Genomic DNA, 12,834 nt, shown 5'->3' with positions numbered 1-12,834 from the left:
CGTTATGCGCTGACCGTGATGTCGGTCCACAGCTCGGCCGCATCAGGCTCGGGCGCGGTGGTGGCGAAATCCGCGGCTTCGGTGACGATAGCGCGGATATCGGCCTCGATCTTCTTGAGGCTATCCTCGGTCTCGTAGCCGGCTTCCAGCAGACGCGCCTTGACCTGTTCGATCGGGTCGCGCTCCTGGCGATACTTGGTCACTTCGTCCTTGGTGCGATACTTGGCCGGATCGGACATGGAGTGGCCACGATAGCGATAGGTCAGCATTTCGAGGATGTAGGGGCCCTTGCCGGAACGGGCATGCTCGATGGCGCGCTCGGCGGCGTCGTGCACCAGGCGCACATCCATGCCGTCGACCTGCTCGCCGGGGATATTGAACGACGCGCCGCGCGTCGACAAATCGGTGGTCGCCGCGGCGCGCTCGATCGAGGTACCCATGGCATACTTGTTGTTTTCGATGATGAAAACGACCGGCAGGCTCCAGAGCTTGGCCATGTTGAAGCTCTCATAAACCTGGCCCTGATTGGCCGCGCCATCGCCGAAATAGGCGATGCTGACCGAACCGTCGCCGCGATATTTGGCGGCGAAGGCGAGGCCGGTGCCGAGCGAGACCTGGGCGCCCACGATGCCGTTGCCGCCGTAGAAGCGGTGCTCATTGGAGAACATGTGCATCGAGCCGCCCTTGCCGCGCGACAGGCCGGCTTCGCGACCGGTCAGCTCGGCCATCACGCCCTTAGGGTCTAGCCCCATGACCAGCATGTGGCCGTGATCGCGATAGCCGGTGATCTGGGCATCGATGCCCTTTTTGGAGGCCATGGTGACGCCGGTGACGACGGCTTCCTGGCCGATATAGAGATGGCAGAACCCGCCGATCAGGCCCATGCCATACATCTGGCCGGCCTTTTCCTCGAAACGCCGGATCAGCAGCATCTCGCGATACGCCTCGGTCTCCTGCTCCTTGGAAAATTCGGGAACATTGGACTGTGCCTTGGCCTTGGTGGCCACCGCCTTACGCGCCATGACATACGCTCCGCATCGATTGGGATTTCTGTGTGGCCGAGTTGGCCATAGATCGGCACAATAGCGCAAGTCGCCCTGCCCTAGCAAGGACAGCACGGGTCACACAATCGTCGCTAATGGTCTATAACATCAGTCAAATTCGGGTTTAACTGGTTTTCAGATAATTCTGAATATGAACTGGAAATAGGCTTACCTGTCGCTGGATCGACCATGACGATGATGTCGTCGGCATTGGCCATGTTAAGCAGTGCCCGCGCCCGCTCGGTCACCAGATCCGGATCGAGCCGCCGCGTATCCATCAGGCTGGCGCGGTGCTTATAGGCGTCGATTTCGGCCTGCAGCGCCGAGGATCGCGATTTCAGAACCTCGATATCGGCGATGATCTGCTTGCGGTTCTCGGTGCCGAACTGCCCGCCAATGGCGGAAAAGCCGAGATAGCCCTGAAAACACAGCAGCGCCGCGCTCAACGCGAGCGAGCGCCAGATTGCACGTTTCTTGAGACGGGTGGGCATGGGCGAACCGAATTGGAGAAGCCCACTATGCCTGCCAAGGGTTTAACGGGGGGTTTCTTCGCCTCTCCCTTTGGGGGGAGAGGTGAAGAAGTCCTCACACCAGCACGTAATCGATCTCCAAAAACTTCGCCACCTCCGGCACCCAGCGATCACGGACAAACGCCACGTGGTCCGGATGGTTGTCATAGCCCGAATAGGCGGCCTGGTCGGCGAACTCCATGGAGAAGCCGAAGGCATAATCGTTCTTCTTGGGGCTGACCTGACGGAGCTGCTCGAACTTGGTCACGCCGGGAATGGTGGCGAGGATTTTCGCATCGCGCAGGAAGGCCGCCTCCTCGCTGGAGCCGGCTGCATGCTTGAGGGTGAAGATGACGCTATGACGGATCATGTTTATCGCACTGTTCCAAGGGATTCGGTGGCAGCGATGGCCGCCATGTTGACGATGCCGCGGCTGGTGACGGACGGCGCCAGGATATGCGCGGGCGAACGCGGTCCCATCAGGATCGGGCCGACCGACAGCGCATTGTTCATTTCCTTGAGCAGCGTCATCGACAGGTTGGCGGCGTCGAGATTGGGGAAAATCAACAGGTTGGCTTCGCCCTTGAGCACGCTGTCCGGGATATAGCGCTCGCGCAGCTCCTGATTGAGCGCCAGGTCGCCTTGCATTTCGCCTTCAACGAGGAGGTCGGGGGCGACGGCCTTGAGCTTCTGATAGGCCTCGCGCATCTTGTAGGCGCTGTCGCCGTCGCGCGAGCCGAAGTTGGAATAGCTCAGCAACGCCGCCCGCGCCTCGATATTGAAGCGCTTGAGGTGGTCTCGCGCCTGCAGGGTGATGCTGACGATTTCGTCGGGCGTCGGGTCCTGATTGACATAGGTGTCGGCCAGGAAGAACGCGCCGCGCGGCATGATGAGCATGGAGAGCGCCGAAATGTCGGCCACCCCGTCCTGCATGCCAATGATCGAGCGGATATCGCGCACGTGGCGGATGAACCTGCCTTGCAACCCGCAGATCAGCGCATCGGCATCGCCGCGCTTGACTGCCAGCGACCCGATCACCGTCGTATTGGTGCGCACGACCTGACGGGCAGTGTCCGGGGTGACGCCGCTGCGGCCCACCAGAGAGTGGAACAGCGAGACGTAGTCGCGATAGCGCGGATCGTCCTCGGGATTGATGATCTCGAAGTCCCTGCCAGGCTTGAGATTGAGCCCAAAACGCTCGATGCGCTGCTCGATCACCGAGGGGCGCCCGATCAGGATCGGACGGCCGATCTTTTCTTCCAGAATGACCTGAGTGGCCCGCAGCACGCGCTCGTCCTCGCCGTCGGCAAAGGCAATGCGCTTTTCCTGGCCCTGGGCCCGGTCGATGATCGGCTTCATGACGAGGCCGGAGCGGAACACGAAGCGGTTGAGGCTGTCGCGATAAGCGTCGAAGTCCAGGATCGGCTTCTTGGCCACGCCCGAATCCATCGCCGCCCGCGCCACGGCCGGCGCGATGCGCAGAATCAGGCGCTGGTCGAACGGATTGGGGATGATGTGCTCCGGCCCGAACACGGCCGGCGCGCCCGAGGGCGACACTTCCAGCCCTGGCTCATGCGCCAGCTTGGCGATGGCCCGCACGGCCGCCAACTTCATTTCCTCATTGATGGTGGAGGCGCTGACGTCGAGCGCACCGCGGAAAATGAACGGGAAGCAGAGGACGTTGTTGACCTGGTTCGGATAATCCGAGCGGCCGGTGCACACCATAGCGTCGGGGCGCAGTTCCTTGGCCGCTTCCGGCATGATTTCGGGATTGGGATTGGCCAGCGCCAGGATGAGCGGCTTGGGCGCCATCTTCATCACCATTTCAGGCTTCAGCGCACCGGCCGCCGAGAGGCCGAGGAAGATATCGGCGCCGTCGATGACTTCGGCCAGCGTGGTCGCTTCGCTCTCACGGCGGAATTGGCCGCGCCATTTGTCGTTGACGTCGTTGCGCTTGTGGGTAACCAGCCCGTCCTTGTCGGCCACCCAGATATTCTCGTATTTGGCACCCAGCGCCACCAGCACGTTGAGGCAGGCGATTGCCGCCGCCCCTGCCCCCGAAGTGCAAATCTTGACGTCTTCGATGCGCTTGCCGGCCAGTTCCAGCCCGTTCAGGACTGCGGCGCCGACGATGATCGCAGTGCCGTGCTGGTCGTCGTGGAACACCGGGATGCTCATGCGCTCGCGCAGGGCTTCCTCGATCTCGAAGCAGTCGGGCGCGCGGATGTCTTCGAGGTTGATGCCGCCAAAGGTCGGCCATAGTGGCGCCACGGCTTCGATGAATTTCTTGGGATCAATCTCATCAATCTCGATATCGAACACGTCGATGCCGGCGAACTTCTTGAACAGGACCGCCTTGCCCTCCATCACAGGCTTGGACGCCAGCGCGCCGATATTGCCGAGGCCAAGCACGGCCGTGCCGTTGGAGATGACGCCGACGAGGTTCTGCCGCGAGGTATAGCGCGACACGGTCTCGGGATCGGCGGCGATTTCCTCGCAGGGGGCAGCGACGCCGGGCGAATAGGCCAGCGCCAGGTCGCGCTGGTTGCCCAGCGGCTTGGTCGGCTGGATTTCGAGTTTGCCAGGCTTGGGGAATTCGTGGAAATGCAGGGCTGCCTCACGCAGGGCCTTACGCTGTTCATTGACGTCAGTGGTCACCGAATTCCTCCCAATGCACGATTCTGCGGTGAGCATGATCCACCGTCACCCGAAGGGTTCGTGCCACCATTCCATCGGCAATGAAAGGGCCTCTGCTCTCAAGGCCGTTCGACTAAAGTCGGAAGGTGGCATCAGGCGGCGGCGGCGACCACGCCTTCGGCGGGACGGCGCGGCTGCTTGCTGGACTGCAGGGCGAGCGCCAGTTCCTTGTAGGCCGGGGCCTTGAGCGCCGGCGCGAAGATATAGCCCTGCGCATGCAGCACGCCGCGCGCCCGCAGATACAGCGCCTGCGCCTCGGTCTCGACGCCCTCGGCGATGATTTCGCAATTCAGATCGCGCGACATGGCGATCAGCCCGTCGAGCACCGGCACCTGGGTGGTGTCCGGCTTGATCATGTCGACGAACACACGGTCGATCTTGATGATGTCGAGGCCCAGCGTCTGCAGATAGGCCAGGTTCGAATGGCCGGTGCCGGCGTCATCCATGGCGAGGCGGCAGCCCAGCGCGTGCAGCCCCGCGATGACGCTATTGGCCTGCATCGAATTGCCCAGCGGCCGGCGCTCAGTAATTTCAAACACCAGTTGGCGAAAATTGATGCTGGAGCCGCCGAAGATGGCCTGCACGTCTTCCACGATCGAACTATCGCGGAAGTGCCCTTCGAACAGGTTGATCGAGATTTTCATGTCCGGCATGGTCTTGCACAGCACACCCAGGTCGACCTTGACCTGCTCCATCAGCGATAGCGTCATCGGGATGGCGAGGCCGGTGACCTCGGCATAATCGATGAAGGCGCCGGGCGGCACCACGTCGCCGTTCTTCTTCTCCCAGCGGCACAGCACTTCGCAGCCGACCAGATCGCCGGTCTTAAGGTTGATCACCGGCTGGTAATACGGCTTGATCTCGCCATTGGCGACGGCGCGCTCGAGGTCGAACGCCGGAACACGCGTGCGCCGCACATATTGCAGCGCCATCAGCAGGAAGCTGGCGCTCATGAGGCAGCCGACGATGGTGAAGCTGGCATCGAGATCAGCATAGCTCGCCCGCACCATCGCGAACGGCACCGCGGTTTCAGCCAGCAGTGGCAACTCGCCCGCAAAGGCCTGGGCATAGACAAAATCGGTGCTGGAGGTGCGCCGGTCGAACGCCGTCGGATCGCCCACCGTCAGGATGGCGGTGCCGTCAGTCAGCATGAATCGCAGCAAAGCCGCAGGGCTCAGTCCGTTTGCCAATGCCCCCGTCGTCTGGCCGATCAGCGGCACGAAGGCCGAAATCCGGCGCGTATCTCCAAACGCCTGGGTGATCTTGAGCACCGGCATGGCCATGTCCGCCAGCTTGACCACGGTCATGGTCTCGGAGTGTCCCGGCACTGGCAGGCTCGCCGAAACCGGCGAATAAGCAACCGTGCGCCCGAAGGCATCGCAATATTGCACGCCATCACGATTTTCGACCAGCACCTGCTTCATGGTCAGGCTGGATTCGATTTCGTGCTGCACATTGGCCACGAAGGTGGGCGTGCACAGCGACGGGCTATCGGTCATGATCCGGCGCAAGGCCGAAATCGCGTCATTGGTGTTGATTTCAACCTGCGAGGTGATGGCGCTGATCGACTGCTGCGCCACGTCTTTTTCCCGCACCCGCACGTACCCGTCCAGCAGGTAATCGACGGCGATGATCGGGATAAACGCCAGAATGGCGCCCAGCAGCATCAGAATGTGGTTGTAGCGGGATTTCAACGCACGAATCCACCGGGCCCAATTGCATTCAATTGAGTATCAATGAGCGTTTAACGGACCGCTAATGGTGCTCGAAAGCAGGCGAGGAAACTGCTCTCAGTGCAAAAAAAAGCGGCTCTGCCCCGCAAGGGACAGAGCCACCGAGGCAAGTCGAACAAGCGGCTTACTTGTCCTGCACGTTCAAACGAATGCTTAATTCGCGCAGCTGGCTCGGAGACGCCGGGCTCGGCGCGCCCATCAACAGGTCTTCGGCCTGCTGGTTCATCGGGAACGCCGTGATTTCGCGCAGGTTCTGCCGGCCGCAGATCAGCATGACGATGCGGTCGATGCCGAATGCAGCGCCACCATGCGGCGGGGCGCCGAATTGGAATGCGCGATAGAGCCCGCCGAACTGCTCCTCGACCTCATCGCGCGACTTGCCGGTCAGTTCGAACGCCTTGACCATGGTCTCGGGCAACTGGTTGCGGATCGAGCCGGAGGCGATTTCGAAGCCGTTGCAGACCGCGTCGTACTGGTACGCCTTGATGGACAGCGGATCTTCGTTGTTCAGCGCGTCGATCCCGCCCTTGGGCATCGAGAACGGGTTATGGGCGAAATCGATCTTGTTCTCGTCGTCCAGCTCGTAGAACGGGAAATCGACGATCCAGCACAGCGCAAACTGCTCGGTATCGACCACCCCGATATCGGTTCCAAGCTTGGTACGGGCTTCGCCGGCGAACTTGTAGAACTTCTCTGGGCGACCGCAGACAAAGAACACGGCATCGCCGTCCTCAAGGCCGAGCTGGCTCTTGATAGCGGCTGTGCGCTCCTCGCCGATATTTTTGGCAATGGGGCCGCTTCCCTGGCCGTCCTTGAAGAAGATGTAGCCCAGGCCTGGTTGACCTTCGCCCTGCGCCCAGGCGTTCATGCGATCGCAGAACGCGCGGCCGATCGGCTCGGCACCCGCTTTGTTCTTGGCCGGGACCGCCCACACCTCGACCTTCGAATCGCTCTCGATCTGGCCGGCGAACACCTTGAAGCCGGAGCCGGCAAAGTGCTCGGTGACTTGGCTGATTTCGATCGGGTTGCGCAGGTCGGGCTTGTCCGAACCGTACTTGCGGAGCGCCGTGTCATAGGGAATGCGCGGCCATTCCTTGGTGACGCGCTTGCCGTCGGCGAACTCCTCGAACAGGCTCGTGATCACCGGCGCCATCGTGTCCCAGACTTCTTCCTGGGTGACGAAGCTCATCTCCAGGTCGAGCTGATAGAATTCGCCCGGCAGGCGATCGGCGCGCGGGTCTTCGTCGCGGAAGCACGGAGCGATCTGGAAATAGCGATCGAACCCGGCCACCATCAGCAATTGCTTGTACTGCTGGGGCGCCTGCGGCAGCGCGAAGAACTTGCCGGGGTGAATACGGCTCGGCACCAGGAAATCGCGCGCGCCTTCGGGCGAGGAAGCGGTCAAGATGGGCGTCGAATATTCGCCAAAACCAATGGCTTCCATGCGGCGGCGCATCGAGGAGATGACCTTGGTGCGCTTGACGATATTGGCGTGCAGCGTTTCGCGGCGCAGATCGAGGAAACGATAGCGCAAGCGGATGTCTTCGGGATAATCGGGCTCGCCAAACACCGGCATCGGTAGTTCCTTGGCCACCGACAGCACTTCGATTTCGCGGATGAACACTTCGATCGTGCCGGTCGGCAGGTTGGTGTTCACCGCCGTTGCGTCGCGCAGCTTCACTTCGCCATCGATGCGCACGACCCATTCGGAGCGAATCTGTTCGGCCGCGGCAAAAGCCGGCGAATCCGGATCGATAACGCACTGGGTCAGCCCGTAATGATCGCGCAGGTCGAAAAACAGCAGCCCGCCATGATCGCGAACGCGGTGAACCCAGCCGCTGAGCCGGACGGTCTGGCCCGCATCCTGCGCAGTCAGCGCGCCGCAGGTGTGGGAGCGATAGCGATGCATTGTCATGTCGTAACCACCGAAAAAGGCCGGAATCTTGGCGGGAAAAGCGCATGGGAGTCAGCACTTGTCAAGCAGCGCGGCGGGGCCGAAGGTACGGTTCGTACCCTTCGAGGCTAACCAATTCTCAAAGCTTAACAAATCCCTTCTGGAGTGGGGCTGCTGCACCTGCTAGGAAGAAATACGACGATTTTGAGACGGAAGCCGGTATGGACCTCGTTATATCCACAGACGTACTCGCGGGGTTCTGCGAGCGCGCCGCACAGTTTGATTTTGTAACGGTCGATACCGAGTTCCTGCGTGAAACCACGTACTGGCCCAAGCTCTGCTTGATTCAGGCGGCGACGCCCGATGAGGCGATTCTGATCGACCCACTCGCCCCGGGGCTGGACCTTGCGCCGTTCTTCGTGCTGCTGGCCAATCCGGCGGTCACCAAGGTGTTCCATGCCGCGCGGCAGGACATCGAAATTTTCGTCAAGCTCACCGGCAAGGTGCCGGTCAATATCTTCGACACCCAGATCGCCGCCAGTGTCTGCGGCTTTGGCGACAGCGTCTCCTATGACAATCTCGTCCGCGCCATCACCAATGTCGAACTCGACAAATCCTCGCGCTTTACCGATTGGTCGGCGCGTCCGCTCAGCGAAAAGCAGCGCCTCTATGCCGCCGCCGACGTCACCCATCTGCGCGATATCTATCTCGAGCTGCGCAAGCAGGTCGACGCCACCAAGCGCTGGGACTGGGTGGAGGACGAGCTGGGCGTGCTGCGCAGCATCGACACCTATGTGGTGCAGCCCGATCAGGCTTGGGAACGCCTGAAGATGAAGATCAACCGTCCCCGCGACCTGGCGGCACTGAAGCGCCTCGCCGGCTGGCGCGAAAAGCGCGCGCAGGACGGCGATCAGCCGCGCAGCCGCGTCCTCAAGGACGACGTGCTGTTTGAGCTGGCAATGCAGCGTCCGCTGACGCCCGACGCCTTCGACAAGCTGCGCGCCGTGCCGCGCGGTTTTGGCCGCAGCAGCGCCGCCGCCGAAATCATGGTCATGCTCAAGGAAGTCGAAGCGCTCGACAAATCCGAGCTGCCCCATATGCCGGATCGCTATCGCGGGCCATCGCCAAAGGGCGCCGTCGGCGACCTGATCCGGGTGCTGCTGAAATCGGTTGCCGAACAACACGGCGTCGCCGCACGTATCATCGCCACCTCCGACGAAATCGACGCCCTGGTGCTCGATGACGAAGCCGACGTCCCCGCCCTCAAAGGCTGGCGCCGCAAGCTGTTCGGCGACAAGGCGCTGGATATTAAGCACGGCCGCGTGGGTCTCGTCGCGACGCGCAAGGGCGTGGTGGAGTTTGCAGTCAAGGACACGACGCCGGCGGAGTAGTCAGCTCCCGCGCCTGCTCTAAGTGATCCGAACTTTGGCGTTCTTGTGGCCGGCGACGCCGGCGAATTGGTCGAGCCGGCCTTGCAGGTGTTCGCCGTCCAGAAACGCGAAGTCCTGCGGCAGGACGAGGACCAGCGTGTTGCCTTCGACCAGGAACCGGATGCGCGGCAGGATGCCCGGCATGGCGGCGGTCATTGGATAAGCGACGCGGAACAGAGCGCCGATCAGCTTGGCGCGGGCGGAGGCGGTATGTCCCGCAAGGCCAACCAGGGGCTGCGTGACGCCCTTGAGCTTGAGGCCGTTGTAGCGCACCGCAATGACATGAGCGAGGAAGGCCCGACCGGGGTGATCTACACCGGTCAGCGAGCCATAGGCCACGGCGTCGACGCTCTGGGCCCCGCGATAATCGGGGTGCGCGCGCCAGCCGATATCGGCGAGGAGGCACGAAACCTGGCGCAATCGCGTTTCCTCCGGTGTCTCGCTGACACCGGCCGCTACGAGATATTGGGTACTGAACTCGATCAGGTCATTGGCGTGCGCCGGGGAGCGCGAGCGCAGTACGGAAAGCTCTTCCGAGCCCTGGATCAGTGGGTCGATCGCCTGTTCGCGGCTGTCGAGCAGGCCGTAGAGATAGCCCTCGCGCACGCCCAGCGCGGAGAAAACCACGGTATCGAAGCGCCCGGCGCGCAAGACTTCGGCCAAGGCGACTGCACCGAACGGCACCAGATCGCGGCGCGACGAGCTGACGCTGCCGGAGCCCGGATAATCCTTGAGCGAGCCGGCGGCCACGATTTCGTCGCAGAGCGCCAGCATGTCGGCCACAGGTACGACGTAATGCTGCACCATCTGGAGCGGGTAATGCCGGCGGACCTGATGCAGCTTAGCCAGCGACCGCCACGTCCCGCCGATGGCAGCAAATGCGCCGCCGCCGGGGCCGCGCGCCAACGACGAATCCTTCAGGCGTTCGCGGGCGATCTCGCCGGCCTTGGCCGCCGAGCCACCGCTATCGTCCTGCAGCCGGATGACGCCCAGCTCATAGGTTTCGCCATTGGTATCGGCACCGCTGGCGATGGTGGATAGTTCAAGGCTGCCGCCGCCAAGATCGCCGACCATGCCGCTGAAATCGGGGATGCCCGCGACCACGCCGAGCGCGGCAAAATGAGCTTCCTGCTCGCCGCTCAGCACTTGCACCTTGGAGCCGATAATGGCCTCGACTGCGGCAACAAATTCGGTGCGATTGGCGGCGTCACGCACCGCCGAGGTGGCCAGTACATGGATTTTGCCGACGCGCATCATCCGGGCCACCAGCGCGAACCGCTTGATGGCAACCAGCGCCCGAGCGACGTTGCTATCGGCCAGCCGCCCGGTCAGCGCAATGCCCCGCCCCAGCGCGCACGCCGATTTCTCGTTGTAGAGCGGCGTCAGCGCCCTCGCGTGGCGCTCATAGACGACCAGACGGACCGAATTGGAGCCGATATCGAGCACCGCCACCGGCCTGGCGCCCTTGATGCGCCCCTGCGCGGTCGGATCGGCGTCGACGCCCCAGAATGAATTCAATCGAAGCCCTCGTCGCCTTCGTGCAATCCGGCGCTGCCGCGTCCCGAAAGCGATGGATTGGTCATGAAGTAATCGTGCGCGTTGAAGGGTTCTTCCCCCTCGCCAAGCCTGATCCGGTGTGAACTACCGTCTGGAAGCACTTCCCAGCTCTGCTGGTTATCCTTCAGGTAGGCAACCAAAATCCGGTCGAGGATCTGCTTATGCACGGTCTTGTTGAGGATGGGAACCATCACTTCAACCCGCCCGTCGAGGTTCCGCCCCATCAGGTCGGCCGAAGAAATATAGACCGTGGCACGCGGGTTGGGCATGGCCTCGCCATTGCCAAAGCAGTAGATGCGAGAGTGTTCGAGGAAGCGGCCGACGATGGATTTGACCCGGATATTCTCGGAAAATCCGGGGATACCGGGACGCAGGCAGCAGATGCCGCGGACGATCAGGTCGACCTTTACGCCCGCCTGGCTGGCATCGTAGAGGCCATCGATGATCTGCGGATCGACCAGCGAATTCATCTTGAGCAGAATGCTTGCCGGCTGGCCGTTTTTCGCGAACTCGATTTCGCGGTTGATGCTGTCCATCAGCGTCTCGCGCAGGTTGACCGGAGAAACCGCGATGGTCTCCAATTCGGTCGGCCGCGCGTAGCCGGTGATGAAATTGAACACCCGTGCCACATCGCGCGTAATCGCCGGATCGATGGTGAAATAGCTAAGGTCGGTATAAACCTTGGCGGTGATTGGGTGATAATTGCCCGTGCCGATATGGCAATAGCTCACCAGCTTGCCCTTTTCGCGCCGCACCACCTGGCTGAGCTTGGCGTGGGTCTTGAGTTCGATAAATCCGAACACGACTTGCGCCCCGGCCCGCTCCAGATCGCGCGCCCAGCGGATATTGGCCTCTTCGTCGAAGCGCGCCTTGAGCTCGACGAGGCACGTCACCGACTTGCCGGCCTCGGCGGCCAGCACCAGCGCCTTGATGATCGGGCTATCCGCCGAGGTGCGATAGAGGGTCTGCTTGATGGCGACCACGTCGGGGTCGCGCGCCGCCTGGATCAGAAACTGCGCCACCACGTCGAAGCTTTCGAAGGGATGGTGGACCAGGATATCCTTGGCGCGGATCGCCGCGAAATTGTCGCCGCTATAGTCGCGGATACGCTCGGGGAACCGCGCGTGATAGGGCGTGAACTTGAGGTCCGGCCGGTCGATATCGCAAATCTTGGCGGCATCGGCGAGGCCGAGAAACCCGTGCACCTCGAAGATATCGCCGTCCTTGACGCGCAATTGCTCGCTGATCTGGCGCTTGAGGGCCCGCGGCATGGTGCTTTCGACTTCCAGCCGGATCACCTGCCCGCGCCGCCGCTGCCGCAGCGCCGTCTCGAATTCGATCACGAGATCGGCAGCTTCGTCGTCGATTTCGATTTCGCTGTCGCGGATCAGCCGGAACGCGCCCGAGCCTACCACTTCGTGACCGGGGAACATCTTGTGGAAGAACAGCTTGACCAGCGTATCGATGGTCACGACCTCGCTGCGCCCTTCCGAAACCAGCCCACCGGGCAGGTTGATGAAGCGGTCCAGATTGGACGGAATACGCACCAGCGCCGTCAGCGGCTGATCATGATTGGGCCGATTCAGTTCGAACGCCAACGCCAGCCCGAGATTGGGGATGAACGGGAACGGATGCGCCGGATCGACCGCGATCGGCGTCAGCACCGGCACGATCTCCTCGCGGAACAGCTTTTGCAGATAGTCCACCTGGTCCGGCGTCAGATCGTCGGCCTCGTGGATCACCACATTCTGCGCAAACAGCTCTTCCCGCAGGCTCTGCCAGTGATCCTGCTGCTCGAGCTGCAGATGCTGCGCCAGCGTGGCGATCTCTTCCATCTGCTCGGCCGGCGACAGCCCGTCGGCGCTCTGCTTGGTCAGCCCGGCCCGCATCTGCCCCTTCAGCCCGGCAACGCGGACCATGTAGAACTCGTCGAGATTGTTGGCCGAGATCGACACGAAGCGCAGCCGCTCC

At 62.3% G+C, this 12,834-nt stretch carries 9 protein-coding genes; 1 reads left to right on the top strand and 8 read right to left on the bottom strand.

From position 1 onward, the window contains the following. Positions 1-2 precede the first annotated feature (2 nt). The 6 genes from pdhA to aspS form a co-directional block, all read right to left on the bottom strand. Positions 3-1,022 carry a pyruvate dehydrogenase (acetyl-transferring) E1 component subunit alpha gene (pdhA, locus tag JWP26_RS17380; RefSeq protein WP_299730638.1) on the bottom strand — a complete coding sequence of 340 codons (1,020 nt, stop codon included), beginning with the start codon at positions 1,020-1,022 and terminating at the stop codon, positions 3-5. A gap of 113 nt (positions 1,023-1,135) precedes the next feature. Further along, on the bottom strand, positions 1,136-1,534 hold the full coding sequence (locus JWP26_RS17375) for a septum formation initiator family protein (protein WP_299730635.1): 399 nt from the start codon (positions 1,532-1,534) through the stop codon (positions 1,136-1,138). Between the two features lie 94 nt (positions 1,535-1,628). Beyond that, complete coding sequence (locus JWP26_RS17370; RefSeq protein WP_299730632.1) at positions 1,629-1,922, bottom strand: Dabb family protein; 294 nt, start codon at positions 1,920-1,922, stop codon at positions 1,629-1,631. 2 nt (positions 1,923-1,924) lie between these two features. Further along, a complete protein-coding gene (locus JWP26_RS17365) occupies positions 1,925-4,210 on the bottom strand; it encodes an NADP-dependent malic enzyme (protein WP_299730629.1) in 2,286 nt (761 codons plus the stop codon). Positions 4,211-4,341: 131 nt separating this feature from the next. Then, on the bottom strand, positions 4,342-5,943 hold the full coding sequence (locus JWP26_RS17360; protein WP_299730626.1) for an EAL domain-containing protein: 1,602 nt from the start codon (positions 5,941-5,943) through the stop codon (positions 4,342-4,344). 163 nt (positions 5,944-6,106) lie between these two features. After that, positions 6,107-7,891 (bottom strand): aspartate--tRNA ligase, encoded by a 1,785-nt coding sequence (aspS, locus tag JWP26_RS17355; RefSeq protein ID WP_299730870.1) that lies wholly within the window; start codon positions 7,889-7,891, stop codon positions 6,107-6,109. 206 nt (positions 7,892-8,097) lie between these two features. Between aspS and rnd the strand changes: the two genes are divergently transcribed. Beyond that, positions 8,098-9,267: a ribonuclease D gene (rnd, locus tag JWP26_RS17350; protein ID WP_299730623.1), complete on the top strand. Its 1,170-nt coding sequence runs from the start codon at positions 8,098-8,100 to the stop codon at positions 9,265-9,267. Positions 9,268-9,285: 18 nt separating this feature from the next. Here the strand turns inward: rnd and JWP26_RS17345 are convergent, their stop codons facing one another. Further along, positions 9,286-10,824 (bottom strand): Ppx/GppA phosphatase family protein, encoded by a 1,539-nt coding sequence (locus JWP26_RS17345; RefSeq protein WP_299730620.1) that lies wholly within the window; start codon positions 10,822-10,824, stop codon positions 9,286-9,288. Continuing rightward, the coding region (locus JWP26_RS17340) for an RNA degradosome polyphosphate kinase (RefSeq protein ID WP_299730617.1) at positions 10,821-12,834 on the bottom strand (2,014 nt) is incomplete at its 5' end. The genes JWP26_RS17345 and JWP26_RS17340, both read right to left, overlap by 4 nt.

It is taken from the genome of Devosia sp. (assembly GCF_028290435.1).
Lineage (GTDB): Bacteria > Pseudomonadota > Alphaproteobacteria > Rhizobiales > Devosiaceae > Devosia.
Note: the sequence above shows the minus strand (reverse complement) of the source record. Positions and strands in the feature narration are given on the sequence as shown.